Here is a 25860-nt window from a genome sequence, read left to right on the forward strand (position 1 = left end):
ATCAATACTGGTTCTTGATGACGAAGTAGGAGCCGCGGATCGTGCCCGCCAGCTTCGACTTCTGCCTCGCGAACTTGAAAGACGAGAGTTCCGTGGGGATTTCCATCCCGTCGGACAGCTTGAAACCCACCGCTCGCTTACCGGAATCGTCGATCGAATACATGACGTTGATCGACAGGCCGCTTTCGTAGAAGACGTAGGCGAAGCGGATGCCGTCCGCTTCGAAGGCCGTGGCCTCGAGCGGACGGGAGGCGATGACGATGCCGCGTTCGTCCTCGAGGATCCGGCTGACCCAGTCGACGGTCGACTGGGCCTCCTTGGCCGGCTCCACGGTGAAGACGTGGTCGTACTTGTTCTTGAAGTATCGGGCCTCGTTGGCGCGCAGGCCGGCCAATGCGTCCGCGACCGGGGACGATTCGAGGCCTTCGGTCGATACCGTCGTGAAGTCCACTGTGTAGGTCATGGCGAACTCCTCCGCGAGTGTGTCGGTCGAACTCTACAGCGTCGCGCGGCGCGAACCGGGCAGGCGCGGTCTCACTCCGCGCGCGAGAACACCGCCACCAGAAAGCCGGAGTCGTCGGTGAACGGGCGCAGATCCCATGTCGAAAGCCGCAGATCCACTCGCAGTCCGGCGTCTTCGGCGTCGGCCAGGAATTGCGGGAAATCGTAACCGCGGTCGGCGCCGAATCCGACCACCACTCGCCCGGCCGGCGCCAGATGGCGAGCGAAACCGGACAGCACCGCGCCTCGGGTGGAGGGCGCCAGGAACGTCATCACGTTGCCCGCGCACACGATCACATCGAAGCCGGCTTCGATCCCGCGACGGGGCAGATCCAGTTCGGCGAGGTCACCGACCAGCCAGGTCGGACCGGGATGGTCCTGTTCCGCCGCGGCGATCAACACCGGGTCGACGTCGACTCCGACCACGACATGTCCGGCGCGATACAGGTAGCCGCCCAGCCGCCCCGGCCCGCATCCGGCGTCCAGAATCCGGCTACCGCGCCCGACCATCGCATCGATCAGGCGCGCTTCGCCCACGATGTCCGCGCCCTCGGCCGCCATCGCCCGGAAGCGCTCCACGTACCACGTCGAATGTGCCGGATCGGCCGCAGTGATCTCTTCCCACTGGCTGGGCGTGCGTCCGCTCATGGTCTGTTGCCTCTTCTTCTCTCGGTCCGGTGCGTGTACTTGACCTTGCCATCGTGACAAGGTCTTCACTTGACTGCCGGAGGTGGTCCCGATGACTTCGACACACAGGAACCCACAGAACATGCGACTACTCGACGCGCTGGCGGCGGACAACTCGTCGACACGGCTCGAGGCGGCGCTCGCGCTCGGCACCCGTCCCGCGGCCGACGCCGTCGATGCGCTGGTCGAGCGGTGCGCGATCGAGCCGGACTTCTTCGTGCGCGACATGCTCACCTGGGCGCTCACCCGGTTTCCGGCTGCGGTGACGGTTCCGAAGCTGCGTGCGCAACTGGGTTCGGACCGTCCCCAGGCGCGCAGCCAGGCGCTGCATACCCTGTCCAAGATCGGGGACCGCAGCGCCTGGCCCGCGATCACGCGGTCGTTGTTGCAGGACGCCGACGACGACGTCGCGCGCAGTGCGTGGCGGGCCGCCGTCGTCCTGGTGCCCGACGCCGACAAGGACGTACTGGCGCAGACGTTGGCGACCCAGTTCGGCCGCGGTGACCGCGAGGTGCGGCTGAGTCTGAGCCGCGCCCTGGTCGCCTTGGGCGAGGTCGTCGAGCCGGTCCTGCGGTCGGCGACGACGAACCCGGATCCGGTGGTGCGGGCACACGCGCGCGCCACCGAAGTCCTGCTGCACGATCCGGACGCCGGTTTCGACCTCGCGATCGACCAGGCCAGACGGGTTCGTGCGCTCGGACCGGACCGGGAGGAGTCGACCGCGTGCTGATCGGCGAGGTGGCCCGTTACTCGGGAGTGAGCGCCCGCATGCTCCGGCACTACGACTCCCTGGGGCTGGTGCGGCCGACCGGCCGCACCGTCGGCGGCTATCGCGAATATTCCGTCGCGGACATCCGTCGGATCTTCCATGTCGAGGGTCTGCGGTCGCTGGGCTTGTCCCTGACTCAGATCGGGCGGGCCCTCGACGACCCCGGCTTCACACCGTCCGCACTGGTCGGCGACCTGGTGCGGGCGACCGAAGAACGGCTGAGCCGGGACCGGGAGCTGCTCGAACGGCTGCGTGCGGTCGAGGCGGCCGAACCCTCCGGCTGGCAGGACGCGCTGCGCATCGTCGAGCTCCTGCGTGGACTGGGGTCGTCCGATGCCGCCCGGCGGCAGCAGGCCGTCCTCGCCCCGGCCGAGGAGATGCCGGCCGAACTGCTCGCCGAGGCGGTGCTCACCGAATCCGATCCCTATGTCGCCGGAGCGCTGCGGTGGGCGCTCGCCCGGGCCGGAGCGGAAGGTGTGCTGCACGTGGCCTCCGGCCTGGACTCCGCCGATGTCGAGGTCCGGCGGCGGGCGGCCTCGGCACTGGCCGAGATACCCGAGGAGGAGGCCGGCGCGGTGCTACTGGACGCGCTCACCGACGCGGACCCGACCGTCCGCAGAATCTCCGCCCTCGCCCTCGGCGCGCGCGGGGAGACCCGAGCGGTTCCGGAACTCGTCGCCACCGTGATCGAAGGCCCGAACGATGTCGAGGCGGCCGAACTCCTGGGATCGCTGGCCCGGGACGCGAAATGGGCCGATCACATTCTGAATGCACTGGCCGGCGAGCTGGCCGCGCACCCGCCGGGTTCACCGGTGCGGCTCCGGCTCACCCAGGCGCTGGCCGAGCTGCCCGGCTCCCTCGCACTGAATACGTTGCGGCCCTTGATGAACGACGACGATCGGACGGTCGCTCTGCTCGCCGCGGCTCTCGTCCGCACGCTCGAACAAGAGCCACCGGCGCCCCGCGGCGGCGACCGCGGTTCCACCGAACTCGCATGATCGCGTCCCGCGCGGGTATCGCGCGATGCGCGGGACGAGAGGAGTGTCGTGATGCGGTTGCGGCGCAGCACGCCCTACGGTGCCGGAATAGGCCGGGTCCGGCGGGGCAAGGGCTTCGCTTATGTCGACGAGAACGGCTTCGCGGTAACCGATCCCGAAGCGACGCAACGCATCGACGACCTGGTGATCCCGCCGGCCTGGCGGAAGGTGTGGATCTGCCCGCACGCCCACGGGCACATTCAAGCGGTCGGGGTGGACGCGGCGGGGCGGCGGCAGTACCTGTATCACGAACAGTGGCGGCGAGGATGCGACGAGGAGAAGTTCGACCGCATGCTCGAGGTGGCGGCACAGCTACCGAGCCTGCGCGAGCAGGTCGGCGCCGATCTGCGGCGTTCCGGCTTGGATCGGCGCCGCGTGGAGGCCGTCGTGATCGGCCTGCTCGACCGCGGCGTCTTCCGCATTGGCAGTGAGGAATACGCCGAGGAGAACGGCACCCGCGGCGTGGCCACGCTGTTGCACGAACAGGTCCGGGTCTCGGGGAAGGAGATGCGATTCGACTATGTGGCCAAAGGCGGAATCCGCCGCCGGCTTGGCGGCCACCGAATGCCCGAATTCGCAGCGTCGTCGCAACAGCGCCGTGCGGCAGGTGATGACCGAGGTGGCCGAGGCATTGGGCAACACCCCGGTGCCGAGAAGTTTGCCGGAGAACGCCGGGGTACTCCACGCCCATGACCGAGATCGACAACGCGACCCGCATCGAGGCCGAGTCGGTGACGGGAAACCTGGACCTGATGACCATCGTGGACGCCGCGCACACCGCACAGTCGAGCTGGGCCCGCACGCCCGCGGCGAGCCGAGCCGAGGCGCTGCGCGCCGGGGCTGCCGCGTTGCGCGAGCACGCGGACGAGCTCGCCGCCACCCTCGAAGCCGAGACCGGCCGCCCGGCGGCCTCGGGCCGGGAGGGGGTGCTGGCCGGCGCCGGCACGCTCGACCAGTACGCCGAGCTGGGGCCCGTCCATCGCGGCCACACTCTGCAGGGCAGTTGGGACGCAACGGATTTCATGATCGCGCCGCCGCGCGGCGTGGTGGTCGCCCTGACACCGTGGAACGATCCGGTCGCCATCGCGGCGGGGCTGGTCGGTGCCGCGCTCACCACCGGAAACGCGGTGGTGCACAAGCCCAGTGAACGGTGCCCCCGAACCGGTGAGCTGTTCGGGCGACTGCTCGAGACGCACTGCCCCGACGGCGTATTGCAGACCGTGCGCGGCGACGGACGGGTGGGCGCGGCACTGGCCGGGCTGCCCGGCGTGGATGTGGTGGCCCACGTCGGCGGCACCGCCACCGGGCGCACCATCGCCACGGCCGGTGCGCGCACGGGCGCGAAAGTGCTGTTGGAGAACGGTGGAAACGATCCGCTGATCGTCGACGCCGATGTGGACCCGGTATGGGCCGCCGAGCAGGCCGCACTGGGCGCCTTCGCCAACGCCGGGCAGATCTGCGTCTCCGTGGAGCGGATCTACGTGCATCGCGATGTCGCCGAGCAGTTCGTTTCGGCGCTGTGCGAACAGGCGCGGCGGTGGAATCTCGATCCGCAACCGCTGGTCGACGAGCGGCTGCGTACGCAGGTGCACGCGCACGTGCGGGAAGCGCTCTCAGCGGGCGCGAAAGCGCTGGTCGGCGGGCACATTCCCGAGGGGCCCGGCACGGCCTATCCGGCGACGGTGCTCACCGACTGCCGCCCCGGAATGCGCGTCGTCCGCGAGGAGACCTTCGGGCCGATCGCACCCGTCCAGGTGGTCGCGGATTTCGCGACGGGCCTCGATGCGGCATGCCGCGACGACTACGGCTTGGCGGCGACGGTCCTGACCGACTCGATGGAACATATGCAACAGGCCTGGCGCACACTGCCGGTGGGCACGGTGAAGATCAACTCGGTCTTCGGTGGCGCACCCGGCGGCGCGGCACAACCGCGCGGCACGTCCGGCACCGGATTCGGTTACGGCCCCGAACTTCTCGACGAGATGACCACCACCAAGGTGGTGCACATGGAGCCCGCGCCGCCGCGGCGCTGAGCGTTCACCCGGCAGAGCACACAATTCGACCGGGTCAGGATTCGACCTCGTCGAGCACCTCGTGCAGCCGGTTCAAGGTGCCCCGCCATCCCCGCTCCATCGCGTTGCGGGCCATCTTCTGCCGCCGATCGCCGATGTCGAAACCGGTCTGCGTCAACAACACTCGCGTCCCGCGCCCCTGCGCCTCGAGCACCCAGTCGACCACCCACCGGGCGGGAAACTTCGCCCGCAGGTCGATCCAGGTGTAGGTCAGTTGCTCACCCGCGCGGGCCGCCAGCACCTCACACGCGATCTCCGCGCTCGGCTCGGTCGGGACGGCGAAGATGAAATGTGTGCCCACCACCGGTTCGAGCCCGATCGACCGCATCAGCCAGCGTTCGACCAGATCCGGTTCGGTCAGCGCCCGCCACAGCAGTGCCGGAGGGTGCGGGAAGAACCCGCCGATCTCCACCGCGGCCGGATCCAATTCCGATTCGTAGGTCACCGGCAGACCCCCGGCCCGATCACATCCATGGCACGAGCATTCCACGTCTCCGGGCGGCGCAGGCGGAACCGGCCGGTCGGCAAAGGTTGCCGCGCGTCCGGATGGCGCAGACTCGACATAGCGGTCGATCAACCACCAACTAGAACATGTTGCCCACACTGAATGACGAAAACGGGTCGATGACCCCCTCCTCGACAACGGCGTGTAACCGCCGTCGACCGGCATTTTCGGCTCAGCTCTCGATTCCTGACCGATGAGTCACTAGTCTGAATATGAAACGTGTTCTAGTGTTGTGGCGAAGTTCCAGCGCCGGAAGACCAGAGGAGTCACCCCGCCATGCATACCGAGATCTGCGAACGACTGGGCATCGATGTCCCCATCTTCGCTTTCACCCATTGCCGCGACGTGGCCGCCGCGGTGAGCAACGCCGGCGGGCTCGGCGTCCTGGGGGCGGTCGGTTTCACCGCCGAGGAGCTGGAGGTCGAACTGGCCTGGCTCGATGAACATGTGCACGGCGTGTACGGCGTCGACCTCGTCATCCCGTCCAAGTACGAGGGCAAGGGCATCGACGGGCTGAGCCCCGCGCAGCTGGAAGCCGAACTGGCCAAACTGGTTCCGCAGGGCCACCGGGATTTCGCCGAGAAGATCCTCGCCGACCACGGCGTCCCGAAGCTGCCCGAGGACGAACATCACGAGCAGCTGCTGGGCTGGACCGCCACCACGGCCGGTCCGCAGGTCGACGTCATCCTGAAACACCCCAAGGCGAAGCTGGTCGCCAACGCGCTAGGCACCCCGCCCGACGACATCATCAAGAAGGTCCAGGACTCCGGCCGTTTGATCGGCGCACTGTGCGGCTCGGTCAAGCATGCGCTCAACCACAAGCGCGCCGGCCTGGACTTCGTGGTCTGCCAGGGCACCGAGGGCGGCGGCCACTGCGGTGAGATCTCCTCTCTCGTGCTGTGGCCGCAGGTGATCGACGCCGTCGGCGATCTGCCGGTGCTCGCCGCCGGTGGTATCGGCAACGGCCGCCAGGTCGCCGCCGCCATGGCGATGGGCGCCGCGGGTGCGTGGACCGGTTCGATCTGGCTGACCGTCGAGGAGGCCAATGTGCCGCCCGCGCAGATGCAGACCTACATCGATGCCACCAGCCACGACACCGTCCGGTCGCGGGCGTGGACGGGTAAGCCGGCCCGCATGCTGCGCAACGACTGGACCGAGGCGTGGGAGCGGTCGGACACCCCGGATCCGCTGGGCATGCCGCTGCAGATGATGGTCGCCCTCGACGGCGTCAAGCGCGGCCACCGCTATCCCGAGGCGGCCAAGGACGTCAACTTCAACCCCGTCGGCCAGGTCGTCGGCATGATGAACAAGGTCGAGCGGACCTCCGACGTCATGCAGCGCCTGATGGAGGAATACCTCGAGGCCTGCGAGCGGCTGAACAAGCTCAACAGCTGAACAAGCCTGTCCGGCAGGGCCCGCCGCGCCCTGCCGGACAGTTCTCTCCGGCCTGGACTCCATATCGAAGCGGCTACGGAAGCAACTGGTGCACTTGCGGTTTGCCGGTGCCGGTTGACACTCTGTATGCGCGATGAGAAGTACATATGGTGAACGGCACGAATGCGGCCGGCAAGTTGATCAGAACCCCACCGTCCGGAAGTTTGCTCGGATTGCGCTCGAAGGCACCGCTTTCCGGCCCCGGGCATTCCGCGGCCCCCGGTGCGCGACCGGCGACACGATCGGGGCGCGGTGGTGAAGATATCCTCTCCCGGTATGCGCCGGTTGGCCGCGATCGTGGCGCCCGTCCTCCTCGCCGTCGTGCTGGCCGTGGTGTACAGCTTCATCGACGACACCGGCAAGAAGAACGATCCGAAACCCGATTCCGCTGCCGCCGCGACCTTTTCCGGTAAAGAAGTCAACGCCCTGCTGGGCAAACTCGTGGTCGCACCGGAAGCGCCGATGACCGGGTACAGCCGCGAACAATTCCCGCATTGGGATCAGAACACTCCCGAACACGGATTCGGCGACAAATACGCCCAGTACGCCAAATGCACCACCCGCGATGTGATGATGCTGCGCGATGCCACCGGATCGGTGACCCTCGACGCCGCGACCTGCAAACTGACTCTCGGCAAGGACGGCGGCTGGCGCGACCGCTACGGCGTACTCGACGCCAAGACCGGAAAACTCAAGCCCTACAAATGGATCACCGACCCCGCCGGAGTCGACGCCGAACATATCGTCCCCCTGGCAGAGGCCTGGCGTTCCGGCGCGCAATCCGCCGATACCGATACGCGCCGCAATATCGCCAACGACGCGATCAATCTGGTCGCCTCCGACCCGTCGGCCAACCGGTCCAAGGGTGACCAGGATGCGGCGAATTATCTGCCACCCGGCGTGTTCCGGTGCGAGTACGTTCAGCGCTACATTCGCATCAAGGTAAAATACGGTTTGACCATCGACACGGCGGAACAGACCGCAATGCGCACCGCGGTCGACGACTGCCTCCACCGAGGAGAGTTCACATAGGCGACATCATCGAAATCACCGGGAAGGCCGCCGTCATGACCGACGAGGAAGGGACGGTGTCCGGCGAACTCGATGTCACCGTCGACGAGCAGGGCAGGGGACTGGTTCGCTATCGGGATACCGAAACCTGGTATCACATTGGCAATCTCGATGGCGAACCCGCCCGCACCTGGACCGACGTCGCCGAACTCGTCAGCGCGATCGACGCCGGTCGCGGCAACCGTGACGCCGCGGGCAACACGATCCCGTTCGAGGCCTGAGCGCCCGGCCCCAGAAGTCGACCGTCCGCGACGCTGCGCGCATCGATGCTCAGCGCAGCGATTCCGCGCGCTGCTTGACCGCCGCGGTCATGCCGCCGAATCCGGAATGCAGCGCCTTGCCGAGCGCCAGCGTCACAACCGGCCCCAGCAAGCCGCCCAGTTCGAAATGCGACCGGTACCGGGTACGCCCGTTGTCGAGCGGCGTCACGGTGTGCGAGCGCAGGCTGTGCAGGATGCCCAGCGGTACCGGCTTCATGCTGTAGCTGAATTCGGTTCCGGGGGTGTGGGTCCGGACGTATTCGACCTGCTTGCGCGGCTTCGGCGAACCCAGCCGCACATGCATCTCGATCGGGTCGCCGGGTTCGAGCGTGCTGCGGCATTCGGCGACGAACGGATTCCATTCACCGTAGCTGCCCAGGTCGGTCAGCACCTTCCACACCACCTCGGCGGGTGCGTCGATCTCCACGGTGTCATCGATCACGAAAGCCATGGCGGCAACAATACTGAAACTTGTTCCATCAGCGATACCGCGGGCCCGCTCATCGACCGGCACCGGGTTCGGGCAATGTGAGCGATTGGGTGATCAGTAACCGCGCCGCACGTGACACGCGGGCGGTGTCGCCGGTGACGAACCGATCCTGCAGCAACCCACGCACACCCGAAACGAGCAGAGTGGCGGTCGATTCCGGATCGGCGACGGTGGGGTCGAAGCTTCTCAGCACATCGGTGAGCGCGGTGACCAGCACGTGCACGGCGTCCTCACCGTAGGAACGGAAGGGGCTGCCGGGCACCGCGGCCACCCCCATCACCTGCAACAGCACCCGCGTGCTGGACACCCATTCGGTCGTGATGTTGACGCTGAACGATTCGATGAGGCGGCGGCGCAGGGCCGGCAGATCGGGAACGTCGGCGAACATGCCCGCGATATCGGGGCGCTGGGTCTCGAGCGCCGCGATCAGCATCTGTTCTTTGGTCCCGAAATAGTGGATCAACATGCGCGAGCTGGTTCCGAGATATTCCGCCAGCGGACGCAGCGACAGTTCGGTCAACCCGTATTCGCCGATATAGGCGATCACCCCGGCGAGCAGCTCCGCGCGCCGGGCCTGGTCGAGTGGTCGAGGCACATGTTGACTGTAGCGGTCGCTACGGGTATTCATATCCGCATGAGTGTAACGACTGCTACACAAACGTCGCGGGACGTCGTCGTCACCGCCATGGCCGCCACCACCTGCCTCGGCCCCGACCTCGACAGCACCTGGTCGGCACTGCTGGCAGGCAAGAGCGGGATCGGCCCGCTCACCGACGAATTCGTGACGCGGTACGACCTGCCCGTGCGGATCGGCGGGCGGCTGACCGAACATCCGGGCGCTCACCTGACCCGCATCGAACAGCGCCGGCACTCCTATGTGCAGCAGCTGGCGCTGGTACTGGGCCGCCAGGTCTGGTCGGAGGCGGGGACACCGGAGGTCGACGCCGAACGCCTGGCGGTGTCCGTCGGCACCGGACTCGGCGGCGGCGATGCCTTTCTCACGGCGGTCGACGCGATGCGCGAGGGCGGATATCGCAAGGTGCCGCCGCTGACGGTTCCGATGGTGATGCCGAACGGGCCGGCCGCCCGGGTGGGGCTCGAATTCGGCGCGAAGGCAGGCGTTTACGCGCCGACCTCGGCGTGTTCGTCGGGTGCCGAAGCGATCGCGCACGCGTGGCGGCTGATTCGCACGGGGGAGGCCGACGTGGTGATCGCCGGTGGCGTGGAGGGATATATCGAAGCGATCCCGATCGCCAGCTTCGCCATGATGCGGGCGATGAGTACCCGCAACGACGAACCCGGCCTGGCCTCACGGCCGTTCGACCGCGATCGCGACGGGTTCGTCTTCGGAGAGGCGGGGGCGCTGCTGGTTCTGGAATCGGAGGAGTTCGCCCGGGCCCGCGGGGCCACCGTGCACGGCCGAATTCTCGGCGCGGGAATCACTTCCGACGGCTACCACATCACCGGCACCGACCCCGACGGCGCCGGCGCGGCCCGGGCGATGCGCAAGGCCATCGCCACCGCGGAGCTGACCGCTGCCGATATCGACCACATCGACGCGCACGCCACCTCGACACCGATCGGTGACGCCTCGGAGGCCAATGCCATTGCGGCCGTGGCCGAGCACGCCTCGGTGTACGCGCCGAAATCCGCGCTCGGCCATTCCATCGGTGCGGTGGGCGCGCTCGAGGCCATCCTCACCCTGTGCACACTGCGCGACCAGACCGTGCCTCCCACACTGAATTTCGACAATCCGGACCCCGGCGTGGAACTCGACATCGTGCACGGGATCGCTCGTCCACAGCGAATCTCACAGGCGTTGAGCAATTCCTTCGGCTTCGGAGGACACAACGTCACACTCGCATTCGGACGCGCTTGAGGTCTTGGAACCGCGGCAGCTCCGGCGATGTGGAACAACCGCTGTTCACGCTTGTCCACCGATTGTTGTGGATGACACGCCGACTGTGGAAAACTGCTCCGGAACTGCGGTAACGGCAGGACATTTCGCCCATACAGCGACGGAAAACCCTGACCGGCAGCGTCTTCGAGCGAGTTCGGCGTACGGATGGTTCGGGGCCGGTCGACCGTGATGCCGCCGACTGCATCGCCCTGGGCCGACGAGTGCGCCCGGCGAGATCGGCGTGCCGGCAGCACTGGGTCGCGCCGCCGGCGCGTACCGCCGAGGTGTCCCGCAGACGTTGTCACTGCGGTCCGCGCCGGGCGGTTGCCGACGCCGTCACTGCGGTGCGCACCGACGGGTACAGACGGCCACTCGCTGCACGCACATGCCGGATCGCGACGGTTCGCGACGAGCGCCACAGCGGAGTCGGACCTCCTGCCGCCGTGCACGCGGTGCACGTTTGCACACACTGCCGTTGTCGGGAGTGCTCACGACCGCCGCCGGCAGCCAGGGGATCGGATCCGGGCGAGGGTAAACCTGGTGCGGGCCGATGGCCTCTGATTCGCTACCGTTTGAGGGGTAGCAGGGTCGAGTGGTGAGGGTTGTGCGCGGAATGGGTGAAAGTTCGATCACGTGGGTCGACGGTGCCGTGGTGACGATCGATCAGCGCGCGCTGCCGCACGAGGTGCGCACGCTGCGGCTGACGACGGTCGACCAGGTGATCGACGCGATCGCGACCCTGGCCGTGCGCGGCGCCCCCGCGATCGGCGTGACCGGCGCTTTCGGAGTCGCCCTCGCCGCGCTCGCCCATCCCGACGATCCCGAACAGGTCCGAGCCGAGGCCGTCCGGATCGAGGCCGCCCGGCCCACCGCGGTGAATCTGTCCTGGGGCGTGCGACGAGCCCTGGCGAAATTCGACGACGGCGGCGCGGCGGGGGTGCTCGCGGAGGCGGAGGCTCTGCTCGCCGAAGACGGCCGGGTCAACCGGGCCGCCGCCGAACACGCCGCCGACCTGGTGCAACGGCTGTGCCCGGACCGTCCCCTGCGGATGCTCACCCACTGCAACACCGGCCGCCTGGCCACCACCGCGTTCGGCACGGCGATCGGGGCGCTGCGGGTGCTGCACGCGCGCGGCGTGATCGACAGCGTCCTGGTCGACGAAACCCGCCCGCTGCTGCAGGGCGCGCGCCTGACCACCTGGGAACTGGCCGAGGCCGGCATTCCGCATCGGCTCACGGTCGACTCCGCCGCCGCTTGGGCGATGGCGACCGGGCAGGTGGACTGCGTGATCGTCGGAGCGGACCGCATCACCGCCGACGGCTCGGTGGCCAACAAGATCGGCACATACGGACTGGCACTGGCCGCTCGCCATCACGGCATCCCGTTCATCGTGGTGGCCCCCGAATCCACGCGCGACGCGGCGACCGCGACCGGCGCCGGCATCGTCGTCGAACAGCGCGGGTCGGCCGAGATCACCCACGTCGGTGACTACGCGGCCGCCCCCGAGGGCACCGCGGTCTTCAACCCGGCCTTCGACGTCACACCGCCCGAACTGGTGACGGCCGTGGTCACCGAGAACGGCCTGATCGACGAGGCGAATCCGCTTGCGGCGCAGGCGATCGTGCCCCCCGATCCCCGCGCCGCCGATTCCGGTGCCCAGGACCCCGCCGATTCGCCGAACGCCGCCGCGATCGCGACCCTGGCGCGCGACCTCTACGCCCGCGGCTGGATGCCGGGCACCGCCGGCAACATCTCCGTCCGTGACGGCGCTTCCGGCGTGGCATCGAATACGGCCCCGGATCCCACCGCGGTTGTCACCGGCAGCGGCCTGTCCAAAGGCGAGTTGACCGCCGCGGATATGGTCCGGGTGCGGATCGAGAACTCCGAACCGATCGCCGGAGACCGCCGTCCCTCCGCGGAGACCGCGATCCACACCGCGATCTACCGCACGACCGAGGCCGCGGCGGTGGTGCACGTACATTCACCGCGGGCGACCGCGGCCTCCGTCGGCGCCCCGAACCCGATGCGGTTCACCGGTTTCGAACTGATCAAGGGTCTGCGCTCCGGCGACACCATCGACATTCCGGTATTTCCCAACCACGCCGACGTGTCGCTGATCGGCGCGGAGATCGACCGGTATCTGCGCGCACATCCGGCGGCCCCGCCGGTGTTGTTCATCGCCGGGCACGGCATCACCGCCTGGGGCGCCGATCTCGCGCAGGCCCGCGACCGCGCGGAATGCCTGGAAGCCCTGTGCGAACTGGTGTCGCTCACCGGGCGCCGCGACATCTCCACCGACCGCATTCTCGAGGAGCAACCGCAATGACCCTGTTGCATATCGCGGCCGATACCGATCCGGCCGACGTGCGCCTGCACACCACCGACCCGGACCGCATCGCGGCCGAGCTCGCCACGCGCGGAATCGTTTTCGACCGCTGGCCCGCTCAGGCCGTGACCGCCGACATCGCGTCCGAGGAGATCCTCGGCCACTACCGGGATCGGATCGGCGATCTCAACGCCGACGGCCGCTACCGCCACATCGATCTGGCCCGGTTGCATCCCGACGACAGCGATCCGCAGTGGCCCGAGCAGGCCCGCGCGGCGCGGCAGAAGTTCCTGTCCGAGCATCGCCACGCCGAGGACGAGGTGCGCTTCTTCGTCTCCGGTCGCGGCTGCTTCTATCTGCACCTGGAACCGGAGGTGGTCGCGGTGGTCTGCGAGGGCGGTGATCTGGTGTCGGTGCCCGCGGGGACGCGACACTGGTTCGATATGGGAACCCGGCCGGACTTCGTGGCGATCCGGTTCTTCGAAGAGGCCGACGGCTGGATCGGCGATTTCACCGGCGATCCCATCGCACAGGGCTTTCCGACGCTGGACGAGCTCGTCGCCGCATGAGCGACGAGCATCGAGACGACAACCGGGCACGGCCGATCCGGGCGGTCGTCGTGGATATCGAGGGCACCACCAGCCCCACCAGCTCGGTCCGCGAAGATCTGTACGGCTACACCCGCCGCCGACTGCCGCAGTGGCTGGCGGAGGACTCCGACGGCACCGCGAAGACCGTGATCGAGCAGACCCGTGACCTGGCCGGGCGGCCCGACGCCGGTCTCGACGAGATCGCCGGCATCTTGTGCGGCTGGCTCGATTCCGACGTCAAGGCGGCGCCGCTGAAGACCGCGCAGGGGGTGATCTGCGCACGGGGATTCCGGGAGGGCGCCCTGTTCGGCGAGTTCTTCCCCGACGCACCCGTGGCGCTGCGTGCCTGGCACGGCGCCGGACTCACCCTGTGGGTGTATTCGTCGGGTTCGGTACGCAATCAACAGGATTGGTTCGCGTATGCGCGCGGGGGCGAGCTGGCGTCGCTGATCAGCGGCTGGTTCGACCTGGCCAATGCCGGGCCGAAGCGCGAGGAGCAGTCCTATCGCCGCATCGCGGCGGCGATAGGCGTGCCGGCGGGGGAGATCCTGTTCCTGTCCGACCATCCCGACGAGTTGGATGCCGCGGTGGCCGCGGGCTGGCAAGCGGTCGGCGTCACCCGTGCCGGGGAGCCGAATGCGCCGCGGACGCCGCATCGGTGGATCGGCAGCTTCGCCGAGCTGGATCCGGTCGCGGCCGCCCGCTGAGCGGCCGCGCCGATCCGACGCTCGGAACGCTCAGGCCACCGAGCTGGTGGCTCGCGCGATGAGATGTTCGACCAGCGTCATCAGCACCGTCTTGCAGGAGCTGCGGTCGCGCGCATCGCAGAGCACCACGGGAATGTGGGCGTCGAGATCGAGCGCGTCGCGCACCTCCTCGGTGGTGTAGACCGGGGCGTTGTCGAAGCAGTTCACCGCGACCGCGAACGAGAGTCCGCGCCGTTCGAAGAAATCGATGGCGGCGAAGGAGTTCTCGAGCCGGCGGGTATCGGCTATGACCACCGCGCCGAGAGCGCCGCGCGCCAATTCGTCCCACAGGAACCAGAATCTGTCCTGGCCGGGCGTACCGAACAGGTACAGCACCAGGTTCTGGTCGATGGTGATGCGACCGAAGTCCAGCGCCACGGTGGTGGTGGTCTTGCCCTCCACGCCCGACAGATCGTCGATGCCGGTGGACAATTCGGTGATCAATTCCTCGGTGCGCAGCGGAGTGATCTCGCTGATCGAGGACACCATGGTGGTCTTCCCGACGCCGAAACCGCCGGCTACGAGGATTTTGACCGAGGCAGCCAGGTCGGCCGAGGACGAAATATCAGGCACGGTGTTCTACAGCTTTCGGATTCCATCGAGTACTGCTCGCAAAATGTTCAGTTCGCCGGTCCCGCCGGTATCGGTGTCGGTCCGGGCGGGGGCCCGGAAATTCAGCAAACCCTCGCCGATGAGATCACCGACGAGGATCTTGGTCACCGCCAACGGTAGCTTGAGTCTCGCCGAGACTTCGGCCACCGATTGCGGAGTCCGGCACAGCCGAACGATTTCCGCGTATTCGGGTTCGACGCGCCGCAGCGGCGGACCCGGTGACACGGTCACCACCAGGGTGAGCATGTCCAGATCGTGTCCCGCCCCCATGGTGCGGCCCCGCGTCACGGCGTACGGTCGGACCAGAGGGCCGGCCGCATCGTCGAACCACGGTTGACCGAAGCGCGTCATGACAATCTATGCTCCACGTGCTCGGCCAGACCGTTACGCGGATCGGTGGACAGGTAACCACCGACTCGCTGCACGGTCAGATTCATTTCGTAGGCCACCATACCCAGATTCGCGTTCTCGTTGGCCTGCAATGCGATACATGCGTTGTCACCGGCCGCGGTGACGAACAGTACCGCACGGTCGAGTTCGATGACGGCCTGGCGTACGCCGCCCCCGTCGAACCGGTTTCCGGCGCTGCGCGCCAGCCCGTACAGCGTGGCCGACATGGCGCCGAAGTGTTCGGCGTCCTCGCGGCTCATCGACGTGGATCGGCCCAGCAGCAGCCCGTCGGTGGAATGCACCACCGCGTAGCGCACCCCGGCCAGGCGATCGACCAGATCGTCGAGCAGCCAGTTCAGATCACCTGCGTTGGAAGAAGTCACCTTCGCCTTCCTGTTCGTCCGGGGTGGGGCCGGGCTGCGATCGCCGCCCCTGCCTGGTTCCGTTCTCGATGGCGGACATCAGGTCTCGTGCCTGTTCCGCCGAGCGCGGCCGCTGCGGGGACGCAGCATCGGGTTGGGGGTCGTGCGCCAATTCCGGTGCCAGACTGGCCTGTCGGCGACGGCGGGGCAACGGTGGGCGAGCATCGCTGCCAGTGTAGGACGGGCGCTGCGGACTGCGACGGGCCGGTTGGTCGGTGGGCGTCGCGGGCAGCTCGTGGCGCGGCGGAGCCTCGCGCCGGGCCGGGGTGTCGGCCCAGCTCCGGTCGTCGGTGCGTGGCGCGCTGTCGGTGCGCGGGTAATCGGACCAGGCCTGCGGTTGCGGCGGCGACAGGGTCGCCAGCGACGTTGCGGCCGAGGTCGTTTCGGCCGCGGGGATGGCCGGCATCTCACCGGTCATCGCGGGCTCGGGACGGCGGCCGGCGAAGCGTTCGGGCAGATGGTCGGCCAGCGGCGCGTCGGCGGCGACGACGGCGGTCGGCACCAGCACGATGGCGCGGATGCCGCCGTAGTCGGATTCCGACAGCCGCACCGTGATGCCGTGGCGAGCACCCAGCTGGGCGACCACGAACAGGCCCAGGCGCGAATTGGCCGACAGTGTGGCCACACCGAAATCCGGTGGGTTGCGCAGCATCTCGTTGGCGCGTTCGAGTTCGTCGGCGGGCATGCCCATGCCCTGATCGCTGATCTCGATCGCCACGCCCTTGCCGACCACGTTGCTGCTCACCTCGACCCGCGATTGCGGCGGGGAGAAGGAGGTGGCGTTGTCGACCAGCTCGGCGAGCAGGTGGATGAGGTCGGCGACCACGTTGCCGACGATGAACACCTGCGGCATCCGATGCGCGCGAACCCGCGCGTAGTCGAGGGTTTCACCGATCGCGCTGCGTACCAGCTCGACCAGCGGCACCGGGCGCCGCCACTGCCTGCCGGGTTCGCCGCCGCCGAGGATGATCAGATTCTCGGCGTTGCGGCGTTCGCGAGTGGCCAGGTGGTCGAGCCGGAAGAAGGTCTCGAGCAGCGCCGGATCCTCCTGGCGCTGTTCGGCTTCGTCGAGAATCTCGAGCTGGCGGTGCACCACGATCTGGCTGCGGTGCGCGATGTTGAGGAATACCGCGCGCACGCCCTCACGAGTGCGCGCCTCGGTGACCGCGGCGGCGACGGCCGCGGTGTGGGCGCGGTTGAACGCGTTGGCCACCGAACCGATCTCGTCGTGACCGAAGTCCAGCCGGGCCGCCTCGATCTCGGGATCGACGTTCTCGCCCTCGCTCAGGCGGCGCATCGTTTCGGGCAGGCGGACCTCTGCCAGCGCGAGGGTTTCGGTGCGCAGCCGCTTGAGCCGCCCGATCAACCGGTTGGCCAGCCACAGCGAGAGCAGGAAGGCGATGATCGCGATCGCCAGCACGCCGGCGCCGGCCCACAGCGAGTTGGTCGCGGTGCGGTCGCCGTCGTCGACGGCGGTCTGGTTGGCGTGGTCGTTCTGATACTGCCAGGCGGCGAGCAGCTGGTCGCCGAGTTGTTCGGCCGAGGTGCGCCAATCGGCGAAACTCATCGGCGGCGGCGGTAATTCGCCGTTCTTGCTGGGCGCCGGCGGATGGATGAGGTAGTCCTCCATCGCGGCCAGCTGCTGCCAGGCCGGGGAGGCGATGACGGTCTTGATCTTGTCCGCCGGGGGCCCGGTGAGATCCGCGGCGAGCTGGGGGAGTTCGGTGCGGTAGTAGCCGACCAGGTTGCGGTAGTCGTCGCGCATCTGCCCGGCCAGGATCTGGCCGTTGAGTTCGGCCGCGGTCAGGGCGGCGCTGCGCGACATGCCCTCCATCGCGTGCAGCGTGCGCAGACCGCCGGCGAGCTGCTGGGCGACCGCGGCGTCGGGCGCGGTCGGGATGGTGAGATTGGTGCCGACGACGACGGCATCCAGAATGCGGTTGTAGATGGCGTAGGTTTCGGGAATCGGCAGCGCGCCCGCGTCGATCCCGCCGCGAATGGCCGGAAGTTGCTTCTTGAGGGTTTCGAATCCGCCGGTGTCGTCACCCATCGGATTCGAACCGCTGGTCATCAGTTTGTTCTCGGTGGCGGCCAGGGCCTGTAGGGCGTTGTCCACTCGCGTGCGCGCCGCGCCGAGAGCGGCGGGGTCGCCGTGCTCACCGGCCAGATGCCACAGCGACAGCATCCGTTCCTGTTCGACCGCGGCGATCATCTCGCGAGTGTGCACATTGGCATTGCCCAGGATCGATGCCCAGTCCTTGGCGTGCTGCCCCTCCCGTACCAGATAACCCGCTGTGCCCACACCGATTCCGAGCAATGTCAAGCTCGGAATCACGGCGATGGCCAGGATGCGGGTTCGGATACCGAGCCTCGCTCTCAACATCGGCACAACATAACGGGCGATGTTTCAAACTTCAGGGCGGATGCCACTGAGCGAGACCTATATTGACTTTTGCGGCCCGGTATGAGTTTGCAGTTCAGGGTCGGATTATCAAGTGTGGCGAAGATGACCGCCGTCGAAGACATTGTGGCAAGTCACACGTTTGAACAGTGTTAGGTATATCTGCGCTCGAATACCGCGGTGAGTCAGCGTGTTCTGTCACCGGCCCGCCGCTGGGCGGCGGCGGGCGGCGAGAGCGGACAGGACGACCACGGCCGCGCACTCGACCACGACGACGGTGGCGATCAATGCCGAATACGATGTGTCGGAGAGGAATCCGGTGATCGCGCCGCCGGCGGCGGTGGCGGCGCCGAGGACGGCGGCGTAGATGCCGTAGGCGGTGGCGCGGCGATCGGCCGGAACCAGATCGGCCACCACGGCGCGCAGCGTGGATTCCTGTACACCGACCGTCGCACCCCACAGCAGTGCACCCGCCAGCACAGCGCCCATGTCACCCGCGAAACCGAAGACCGGCACCAGCGCCGTCGAAACCGGCAGGACGAGTAGTGTTTTCGCGCCCACGCGGTCGTACAGCCAGCCGGAGGCCAGCGCGGCCACGGCGTCGGCTCCCATGGCCGCGGCATAGACCACCGGCACCGTGGCCGCCGTGAACACCCCGGCCGCCACCATGTGCAGTGACAGCACGCCGTAGGTGGTGGCGCCGAGCATCGAGACGGCGGTGAACAGGCAATACAGCCAGAACCGGCGCGGCAGCGGAACTCTCGAGCTTCCGGGCCGAGGCGCCGCGGCGGCGGGTTCGAATCGTGCCGGATCGGGAACACGGATTCGGATGCGTACCAACAACAGCAGCGTCGCCGCACCCGGGATCGCCAGCATGGTGAGGGCGGGAGTGAAATCGTCGCCGGTCGCAGCCAGAACCGCCGCGACGGTCAGCGGCCCCGCGACCGCGCCGACCTGATCGAGCGCCTCGTGCACCGCGAAGCCGCGACCGCGGCCGGTGACCGTGGTGGCATGCGAGAGCAACGTGTCCTTGGCCGGACTTCGCACCGCCTTGCCGACCCGTTCGGCGATCACCAACGCGGCCGCCACCCACAGCACCCCCGCGAGGCCCAGGAGCGGGACGCTGACCACGGTGAGCACATAGCCGGAGATGGTCCACGCCCAGAACCGCCGCGTCCGGTCGGTCAGCGGGCCCGAGACCAGGCGCAGCACCAGCGCGGCCGCCTCACCCACTCCGGTCACCACGCCCACGACGAATCCGGAGGCACCCAACGAGCCCAGGAGCGGCCCGGTGATCGACCGCGCCCCTTCGTACACGAAATCCGCCAGCAAGCTGACAATTCCGAACCGGACCACGAAACCCCAGGCCCCCAGCGGCGGGGCCGGGTCCCGCCTGGGCCGCGCATCGGCTCGCCGAGCCGCCATGATCCGCCTCCGGTCGTCGCCGATCCGCCCGCCGCCCCGATCGGATCCATGATCGCATCGGTATGCGGCCGGGGCAGGGAAAACGCCCCGCCGGAGCGCCCCGGTGTGACGCATGTGCCGCGCGGTGGCCCACCCCGCCGAAAGTCCGGGACAATATCCGTCCCAGGGCGGAGATATGCCCGCGCAGCGCGCGGTAGATTATGTGTATCGGAGGGTTACATTACTCACAAGTAGGAGGCGACGATGCCCGTGCCGGAAGCTGCGGTGTTCGAGCGTCTGCGGGCGTTCGCGTCCGTCGACGGTTCCCGTGAACACGCGAACAAGACCATCGCCGAGACGTTCACCGGGCAGCCGCTGGGCGAGGTGCCGGTGGGTACCGCCGATGATGTGAGCGCCGCGTTCACCCGCGCCCGCGCCGCGCAGGCGGAATGGGCGAAACGCACGCCCAAGGAACGGGCGGCGGTGCTGGAACGCTTCCGCGAACTGATCATCAGCGAGCGCGAATACCTGATGGACGTGATCCAGGCCGAAACCGGCAAGGCCCGGTGGGCGGCGCAGGAAGAAATTCTGGGCATGATGTTCGCGGCCCGCTACTTCTCGCGCGTCGCGCCGAAATTGCTGGCACCGCATTCGGTGCCCGGTGCGTTCCCGGTGCTCAACCGCGCGCAGGTACGCACCCAGCCCAAGGGTGTGGTCGGCGTCATCGCGCCGTGGAACTATCCGATGGTGCTGTCGATCGGCGATTCGATCCCGGCGCTACTGGCCGGCAACGCGGTCGTGGTCAAACCCGACAGCCAGACACCGTACTCGTCGCTGGCCAGCGTGGAGTTGCTGCTGCGCGCGGGTCTGCCCCGCGATGTGCTGCAGGTGATTCCGGGCCCGGGCGGCGTGGTCGGCACCGCGATCGTCGACCGGTGCGACTACCTGATGTTCACCGGCTCCTCGGCCACCGGGCGCGAACTGGCCCAGCAGTGCGGCAAGCGGCTGATCGGATTCTCCGCCGAGCTCGGCGGTAAGAACCCGATGATCGTGGCCCGCGGCGCGAATCTGGACAAGGTCGCCAAGGCGGCCGTGCGTGCCTGCTTCTCCAACGCCGGCCAGCTGTGCATCTCGATCGAGCGGATCTACGTCGAGGAGTCGATCGCGGCGCAGTTCAGCGAGAAGTTCGTCAAGGCGGTCGGCGCCGCGAAACTCGGTGCGGCCTACGACTTCTCGACCGATATCGGCAGCCTGATCTCACCGGCGCAGCTCGAGACCGTCACCAAGCATGTCGCCGATGCCACGTCCAAGGGCGCCGAAATTCTCGCCGGCGGCAACGCGCGCCCCGATCTGGGGCCGCTGTTCTTCGAGCCGACCGTCCTGAGCAAGGTCACCGACGAGATGGAATGCGGCCGCAACGAGACCTTCGGCCCGCTGGTCTCGATCTATCCGGTCGCCGATGTCGAGGAGGCGATCGCCCGCGCCAACGACACCGAATACGGGCTCAACGCCAGCGTATGGGCGAGCAGCGCGTCCGAGGGGCAGGCCATCGCGGCCCGGCTGCGCACCGGAACCGTCTGTGTCGACGAAGGTTACGCACCGGCGTGGGGGAGCACCGGCGCACCGATGGGAGGTATGGGCATCTCCGGTGTCGGTCGGCGCCACGGCCCCGACGGCCTGCTGAAGTTCACCGAACCGCAGACGGTGGTCGTCACCCGCGGAATGAATCTGGATGCGCCGCTGGGGATTCCGCAGTCGAAGTGGCAGGCGTTGCTGATGACGCTCGCGCGCAGCTTCCGCTACCTGCCGGGACGCTGAGCGACACCGGGTCGGTCACCGGAGCCCCCGGTGGCCGACCCGGCGCGCACCTACTGGTTGAAGAAGATTCCGGTCAGATTCGCGTTCTTGATCGGTGTGTCGGCGTTGCGCTGGTTGGCGCACAGGAAGTCCACCGCCGCCATGGTGGCGTCGACCTGGGTGCCGGCGGGCTCGTGATCGTTGTTCGTCTGCTGTTTCACGAATTTGGTGATCGTGACCCGCTTGGTGTCGGCGTCCTGTTTGACGTAGTCGCTGCACGGGGTGTCGCCACCCTTGTTGATCGCGCGCTGCACGTCCGAGCATCCACTCAGCAGGCCCGCGGTCACCGCGGCCGCTGCGATGGTGCCGAACAGCGCGGCGATGCTGCGATGGGCCCTGGGTGTCATCTGGTCTCCTCGTCGAGGCCGCGTGCCGGGCCGATCCCGGCAATTCGACCGCAAGCCTAAGCGTTCACCGGCCGAATACCCCGTCGTATCCGGCCGAATCGGACGGACCGCTACCCTACGGCGGTGCAGCTGTCTCGAACGGCCGATGCGGTGTCGTCGGTAACCGATAAATTGACGACGATCTCCCCGCAGCCGCCGGTATGGGTGGTGCTGGCGACGGCAGCGGCGGCGCTGGTGGTTGTGCTCTACCGGCCGGTGTGGCGAGTGCTGCGGACCTGTGTGACGATCGCCCACGAAATCGGCCACGCGGTGGTGGCGATCTGCACGGGCCGCACCCTCAGCGGTATCCGGCTGCATTCGGACACCTCGGGGGTGACCGTATCTCGCGGCAAGCCACGAGGTTTCGGGATGGTGCTGACCACTCTGGCCGGTTATCCGGCCCCTTCGGCGGTGGGGCTGGGATTCGCGATCCTGCTCGGCACCGGACGCCAGACGATGATGCTGTGGATCCTCATCGCGGCGCTGGTGGTGCTGATCGTGGTGATCCGCAACCTGTTCGGCTTCCTCGCCGTGATCTGCGTGGGCGGGGCCGCCTTCGCGGTGTCCTGGTACGGAACCGCGGTGTGGCAGGGTGTCTTCGGTTATGTGGTCACGTGGTTCCTGCTGTTCGGCGGCGTGCGCGCGGTGATCGAACTGTGGCAGGTGTCGGTGCGCGGCGACGGATCCGATGCCGATCAGCTGGCCTGGCTCACCCGCATTCCCGCGCGGCTGTGGGTCGTCGTGTTCGGCCTGCTGACTCTTGCGGCGCTGATGCTGGGTGCGGGGCAGCTACTGGGGATTCAGCCGTCCTGAGCCTGTGCACGCCACCGGCGGGCCGCATCCGAATCACCCCGGCGTTCGAGCACTTCCGCGAGACCGGCCATCGCGCGCGGGTCGCCCTGCTCGGCCGCGACACGCCACCAGCGTTGCGCCTCGTCGAATTCGCGTGTGCGATAACCGAGTACGCCGAGATCGTAGGCCGCTCCGGTATGCCCGAGATCGGCCGCCTGCCGCCACAGCCGCCGGGCCTGGTCGAGGTCGCCGCGAGTGTGCGCCTCCACGCCGAGGTGGTAGAGCGCGGACCGGAACCGGTCCTGATCGCCGGCGGCGTCGACGGTGGCGGTCACCGCCACCACCAATTCGCCGAAATCGGGTTCGCCGACGCCGGTACTGCAGCGCAGCACCATGGTCGCACCCGAGCCGCGTTCGACGACGAGTCCGTAGTTGCCCGTCCATGATTCGACCGCGCCCGCGGCCGTCATCCACACCGGGGTGAGGGTGTAGGCGGCCGCCGGGCCGGTTCCCGACAGGCGTAGATCGATCCCCTCGGCGAGGGCATCGCTCCACACATCGACGCCCGCCAGCCTGCTTCCGCGCACCATCACAGAGCCGTCGATCACCGACAACCCGATGCCCAGGCCCAGCAATCCCGACGGGGGCGCCGCGGCGCGCAGCGACAACCGCACCACCGTCGGTTCCGCTCCCAGGCGCTGCGAGTACATCGGATGGACCGTGAGATCGCGCCAATCGACCGGCTCGGTGCCCGGATATCGCTCGGCCAGGGGGCGATTCGCCTCACCGGTACCGGCCATCGCGCCGCCTTTCGCCGCAGCTGTAGGGGGAATCGATGCGCTGCCGCGCACACCGTAGTCCCTGCGGCCGGAAAATGGCGCCGAACCGGCGGGTTCAGTCCTCGCTGCTGCCGCGCTGCCCGATGAACGCCCGCAGGGCCGGGTCCGCGGAGACGATGCGGTCCACCTCGTCTCCGCCGGTGCATTCGAACAATCCGATGGTCACGTGCGTGCCGCGCCTGCCCAGCACGCGCCAGACGCCACCGCTGTCCTGCCAGCGGATCAGCGCGGCGACGGCGGGGGAGATCTGCGAATCCGGCACTCCACCATTGTGACTGCCGAATCCGTCAGGCGAATTCGTGGTACAGCTCGGGCAGGAAGCGAGCCAGATGGTTCATCTCCTGCCCGCAGTGCAACAGCAGATCACGAGCGAGGCCGAGTCCCGGTACGAGGTCGTCGACGTCGGCGGCGGCACCGCGCTGCACCGCACGCGCGGTGTGCACCGGATCCAGGGTGTGGACTCCGTAGATGCGCAGATAGAAGCGGCTGCGCATCTCGCATCCACCGGCGACGGGGCGGACCTGGTGGGCCAGCCAGCCCAGGTCGACGGGCGCGACGCTGCTGCCGACCCGTCCGAGCACCACGGTGTGGTCGTCGGGGACGGTGAACCCGTAGGCGACCGGATCGTGGAAGGCGATGGCGAGCTGCTGCAACTTCGGGCCGATGTATTCATCGACGTAGGAGATGTTGCCGACATACCGCTGCCGGTCCGGCATCGCCCCGCCCGTCCGGTCGGCCGCGACCTCCGCGTACATGTGCGCATCCGGATGCCACAGCTTGTACCGGGCGGATTCGACCAGATGCCACCCGAACCACCAATCCCACATGGCGGCGGTCACGCGCGGCATCTCCGTGCGTACCGCCACCCAGACAATTCCGGAATCGGTGTGCCCGTATCCGGTTTCGATCGGCGCGTAGCCGGACGGGCCCAGCTCCGCGGTCAGCGCGGCGAAGGGCGGAATACGTTCCGCCGGGGTGGGTGGCCCCGCGTACGCGGCGGCGACCGCCGGTTGCGGTGGGGCGGTGTGCTCGGTCATGAAGTGGGCATAGGGCTGGGCGCGGTCCTGCGCGGAATACCCGCCGTAGCGGACGTTGTCGGGCCCGTCGGCGTGAGCAGGTGACGACCGGACCACGGCGAACGCCCCCGCGCCGACGGCCGCCAGCGCCAATGCCCTGCGCCGCGAGAGAGCCGACGATTTCACCATGCGACGAGGCTACTGCCGCGCGCGTCGCGCAGGCGCGCCGATCATGGCGGCTCCCAACAGGATTCGTGAATGCCGGTGGGTTCACCGGCCCGGCGGCGACATGATCATGACATGTCCCAGTGTGGCCGCCGCATATGGTGATCGGGCGGCCCGTCGCGGGCCGTGCGGGTTCGCCGGGCGAGGGACCGCACGGCCGCGCGAGGTGCAGGCTACGGCGTGGAGTAGCCGATCAGGGCTCCGATCCCGGCGCCGATCGGAATGGTGACCAGGGCGCCGACACCACCGAGGAAGAAGCCCAGCACCGCACCGATTCCGGCGCCGACCAGGGCGCCGACGCCCGCGTTGTACTGCTTGCGGGCGAGCGTGTCGGAGGCCTCGTCGATGGCCTGTGCGGTCCGATCGGTGGCCGACTGCGGCGTCAGTGTGAGGGTCCGGCCGGCGTTGTCGATGCGCGGTGTGAGGCCGACCGTTCCGGACGCCGTGCGCAGACCGAGCGGCACCGACGCGACGGCACGGCCGGCGGCATCGGTGAGAGTGACCGCATCACCGGTGACGGTGAAGGATCCGGCGTCCACGGTGGTCGTCAGACCGGTGTGGTCGGCCGTCGGCGCGGTGACGAAGCCGACGCCCTGTTCGACCCCGCGCACAGCGATCTCGGAGGCCGTGGCCGGTGCGGCCTGCGCGACGCCGGCGGCCGCGGTGGTGGCACCGACGGCCAGTAGCGCGGTAGCGGCGAATTTCTTGGCTCTCATGATCTTTCCCCACATTCCGTCGGCCCGGCCGGGCCGACATGTCCCCTGTGGCCGGATCTCGGCCGTTCTCATTCTTACCCAGATAGCGCGCCGGTGTTCGGTTTCCGATTCGCGGTTCCCGAAATCGCTTCGCGCACAGTGGGTTTGCCTGTTGTTCGCGAGGAATGTGAATCGTCGCGACCGGCCTGGAAGCAGACGGCCGCCGGAAGCGCAGCCGGGCGAACGCCGTGGCCGGTCCGAACCGCGCATTCCGGCGATGCTCCCGGCTCCCGCGGCGTACCCGACCGCTCCGGAATCCGCGCCACGCCCACACCCATACCGGATCGACTCGGCGCCACCGATTCGATGCCGCGAAGGCCGGGGTACTGCGACAACGGATTCCTTCCGACTCGGCGGCCCGACCGCGAACACC

28 protein-coding genes are annotated in these 25860 nt (G+C 68.4%); 13 read left to right on the plus strand and 15 right to left on the minus strand.

The genetic code is table 11. The features are described from left to right. Window position 1 precedes the first annotated feature (1 nt). On the minus strand, window positions 2-463 hold the full coding sequence (locus tag NN2_RS16995) for a DUF8821 family protein (protein WP_030514381.1): 462 nt from the start codon (window positions 461-463) through the stop codon (window positions 2-4). Between the two features lie 71 nt (window positions 464-534). Then, on the minus strand, window positions 535-1149 hold the full coding sequence (locus NN2_RS17000; protein ID WP_063014786.1) for a class I SAM-dependent methyltransferase: 615 nt from the start codon (window positions 1147-1149) through the stop codon (window positions 535-537). Window positions 1150-1240: 91 nt separating this feature from the next. On the opposite strand from NN2_RS17000, the gene NN2_RS17005 reads away from it, so the two are divergent. The 4 genes from NN2_RS17005 to NN2_RS17020 are packed head-to-tail and all read left to right on the plus strand — an operon-like array spanning window position 1241 to window position 5027. After that, window positions 1241-1918 (plus strand): HEAT repeat domain-containing protein, encoded by a 678-nt coding sequence (locus tag NN2_RS17005; protein WP_156511360.1) that lies wholly within the window; start codon window positions 1241-1243, stop codon window positions 1916-1918. After that, on the plus strand, window positions 1912-2955 hold the full coding sequence (locus NN2_RS17010; RefSeq protein ID WP_063014790.1) for a MerR family transcriptional regulator: 1044 nt from the start codon (window positions 1912-1914) through the stop codon (window positions 2953-2955). The genes NN2_RS17005 and NN2_RS17010 overlap by 7 nt, the downstream gene beginning before the upstream one ends. Window positions 2956-3006: 51 nt before the next feature. Beyond that, window positions 3007-3687: a DNA topoisomerase IB-related protein gene (locus NN2_RS17015; protein WP_082857039.1), complete on the plus strand. Its 681-nt coding sequence runs from the start codon at window positions 3007-3009 to the stop codon at window positions 3685-3687. Continuing rightward, on the plus strand, window positions 3684-5027 hold the full coding sequence (locus NN2_RS17020) for an aldehyde dehydrogenase family protein (protein ID WP_063014792.1): 1344 nt from the start codon (window positions 3684-3686) through the stop codon (window positions 5025-5027). Before NN2_RS17015 ends, NN2_RS17020 begins: the two co-directional genes overlap by 4 nt. Window positions 5028-5061: 34 nt before the next feature. Here NN2_RS17020 and NN2_RS17025 read toward each other — a convergent pair whose 3' ends face one another. Next, a complete protein-coding gene (locus NN2_RS17025; protein ID WP_036523855.1) occupies window positions 5062-5511 on the minus strand; it encodes an SRPBCC family protein in 450 nt (149 codons plus the stop codon). A 336-nt stretch (window positions 5512-5847) separates the two neighbouring features. On the opposite strand from NN2_RS17025, the gene NN2_RS17030 reads away from it, so the two are divergent. From NN2_RS17030 to NN2_RS17040, 3 genes are all read left to right on the plus strand, one after another. After that, complete coding sequence (locus NN2_RS17030; RefSeq protein WP_030514376.1) at window positions 5848-6966, plus strand: NAD(P)H-dependent flavin oxidoreductase; 1119 nt, start codon at window positions 5848-5850, stop codon at window positions 6964-6966. Window positions 6967-7281: 315 nt separating this feature from the next. Further along, complete coding sequence (locus NN2_RS17035) at window positions 7282-8037, plus strand: HNH endonuclease family protein (protein ID WP_063014794.1); 756 nt, start codon at window positions 7282-7284, stop codon at window positions 8035-8037. 35 nt (window positions 8038-8072) lie between these two features. Next, complete coding sequence (locus tag NN2_RS17040) at window positions 8073-8297, plus strand: hypothetical protein (RefSeq protein ID WP_082857040.1); 225 nt, start codon at window positions 8073-8075, stop codon at window positions 8295-8297. A gap of 49 nt (window positions 8298-8346) precedes the next feature. Here NN2_RS17040 and NN2_RS17045 read toward each other — a convergent pair whose 3' ends face one another. Next, entirely contained in the window at window positions 8347-8787 is a 441-nt protein-coding gene (locus NN2_RS17045; protein WP_030514373.1) for an SRPBCC domain-containing protein, read from the minus strand. 49 nt (window positions 8788-8836) lie between these two features. After that, on the minus strand, window positions 8837-9421 hold the full coding sequence (locus NN2_RS17050; RefSeq protein ID WP_063014853.1) for a TetR/AcrR family transcriptional regulator: 585 nt from the start codon (window positions 9419-9421) through the stop codon (window positions 8837-8839). Window positions 9422-9460: 39 nt separating this feature from the next. On the opposite strand from NN2_RS17050, the gene NN2_RS17055 reads away from it, so the two are divergent. From NN2_RS17055 to mtnC, 4 genes are all read left to right on the plus strand, one after another. Next, window positions 9461-10705 carry a KasA/KasB family beta-ketoacyl-ACP synthase gene (locus tag NN2_RS17055; RefSeq protein WP_063014796.1) on the plus strand — a complete coding sequence of 415 codons (1245 nt, stop codon included), beginning with the start codon at window positions 9461-9463 and terminating at the stop codon, window positions 10703-10705. Between the two features lie 634 nt (window positions 10706-11339). After that, window positions 11340-13052, plus strand: a complete 1713-nt coding sequence (locus NN2_RS17060; RefSeq protein WP_063014798.1) for a bifunctional S-methyl-5-thioribose-1-phosphate isomerase/methylthioribulose 1-phosphate dehydratase — start codon at window positions 11340-11342, stop codon at window positions 13050-13052. Then, on the plus strand, window positions 13049-13621 hold the full coding sequence (locus NN2_RS17065; protein WP_063014800.1) for a 1,2-dihydroxy-3-keto-5-methylthiopentene dioxygenase: 573 nt from the start codon (window positions 13049-13051) through the stop codon (window positions 13619-13621). The genes NN2_RS17060 and NN2_RS17065 overlap by 4 nt, the downstream gene beginning before the upstream one ends. Further along, window positions 13618-14349 carry an acireductone synthase gene (mtnC, locus tag NN2_RS17070; RefSeq protein ID WP_063014802.1) on the plus strand — a complete coding sequence of 244 codons (732 nt, stop codon included), beginning with the start codon at window positions 13618-13620 and terminating at the stop codon, window positions 14347-14349. The genes NN2_RS17065 and mtnC overlap by 4 nt, the downstream gene beginning before the upstream one ends. Before the next feature lie 30 nt (window positions 14350-14379). Here the strand turns inward: mtnC and NN2_RS17075 are convergent, their stop codons facing one another. The 5 genes from NN2_RS17075 to NN2_RS17095 form a co-directional block, all read right to left on the minus strand. After that, window positions 14380-14961 (minus strand): GTP-binding protein, encoded by a 582-nt coding sequence (locus NN2_RS17075; protein WP_030514367.1) that lies wholly within the window; start codon window positions 14959-14961, stop codon window positions 14380-14382. Between the two features lie 6 nt (window positions 14962-14967). After that, on the minus strand, window positions 14968-15351 hold the full coding sequence (locus tag NN2_RS17080; protein ID WP_030514366.1) for a DUF742 domain-containing protein: 384 nt from the start codon (window positions 15349-15351) through the stop codon (window positions 14968-14970). Next, entirely contained in the window at window positions 15348-15773 is a 426-nt protein-coding gene (locus NN2_RS17085) for a roadblock/LC7 domain-containing protein (protein WP_030514365.1), read from the minus strand. Before NN2_RS17085 ends, NN2_RS17080 begins: the two co-directional genes overlap by 4 nt. Then, entirely contained in the window at window positions 15751-18195 is a 2445-nt protein-coding gene (locus NN2_RS17090; protein ID WP_063014804.1) for a sensor histidine kinase, read from the minus strand. Before NN2_RS17090 ends, NN2_RS17085 begins: the two co-directional genes overlap by 23 nt. A gap of 216 nt (window positions 18196-18411) precedes the next feature. After that, window positions 18412-19638: an MFS transporter gene (locus NN2_RS17095; RefSeq protein ID WP_063014806.1), complete on the minus strand. Its 1227-nt coding sequence runs from the start codon at window positions 19636-19638 to the stop codon at window positions 18412-18414. Between the two features lie 243 nt (window positions 19639-19881). Here NN2_RS17095 and NN2_RS17100 point away from each other — a divergent pair, with 243 nt between their 5' ends. Continuing rightward, complete coding sequence (locus NN2_RS17100) at window positions 19882-21435, plus strand: succinic semialdehyde dehydrogenase (protein ID WP_063014808.1); 1554 nt, start codon at window positions 19882-19884, stop codon at window positions 21433-21435. 50 nt (window positions 21436-21485) lie between these two features. Here the strand turns inward: NN2_RS17100 and NN2_RS17105 are convergent, their stop codons facing one another. Further along, the gene (locus tag NN2_RS17105; RefSeq protein ID WP_051755615.1) at window positions 21486-21821 is read right to left on the minus strand and encodes a hypothetical protein; all 336 of its coding nucleotides are present in this window, start codon (window positions 21819-21821) and stop codon (window positions 21486-21488) included. 123 nt (window positions 21822-21944) lie between these two features. Here NN2_RS17105 and NN2_RS17110 point away from each other — a divergent pair, with 123 nt between their 5' ends. Further along, a complete protein-coding gene (locus NN2_RS17110) occupies window positions 21945-22673 on the plus strand; it encodes a M50 family metallopeptidase (protein WP_218022031.1) in 729 nt (242 codons plus the stop codon). Here NN2_RS17110 and NN2_RS17115 read toward each other — a convergent pair. The 4 genes from NN2_RS17115 to NN2_RS17130 form a co-directional block, all read right to left on the minus strand. Next, window positions 22661-23452 (minus strand): tetratricopeptide repeat protein, encoded by a 792-nt coding sequence (locus tag NN2_RS17115; RefSeq protein WP_063014809.1) that lies wholly within the window; start codon window positions 23450-23452, stop codon window positions 22661-22663. The genes NN2_RS17110 and NN2_RS17115 overlap by 13 nt on opposite strands. A gap of 94 nt (window positions 23453-23546) precedes the next feature. Continuing rightward, on the minus strand, window positions 23547-23753 hold the full coding sequence (locus NN2_RS17120; RefSeq protein WP_227463150.1) for a hypothetical protein: 207 nt from the start codon (window positions 23751-23753) through the stop codon (window positions 23547-23549). Between the two features lie 25 nt (window positions 23754-23778). Beyond that, entirely contained in the window at window positions 23779-24696 is a 918-nt protein-coding gene (locus NN2_RS17125; RefSeq protein WP_245658741.1) for a DAPG hydrolase family protein, read from the minus strand. A 209-nt stretch (window positions 24697-24905) separates the two neighbouring features. Beyond that, window positions 24906-25448 (minus strand): DUF8020 domain-containing protein, encoded by a 543-nt coding sequence (locus NN2_RS17130; RefSeq protein ID WP_063014862.1) that lies wholly within the window; start codon window positions 25446-25448, stop codon window positions 24906-24908. Window positions 25449-25860 lie beyond the last annotated feature (412 nt).

Source organism: Nocardia nova NBRC 15556 (genome assembly GCF_001613005.1).
Classification (GTDB): domain Bacteria; phylum Actinomycetota; class Actinomycetes; order Mycobacteriales; family Mycobacteriaceae; genus Nocardia; species Nocardia nova.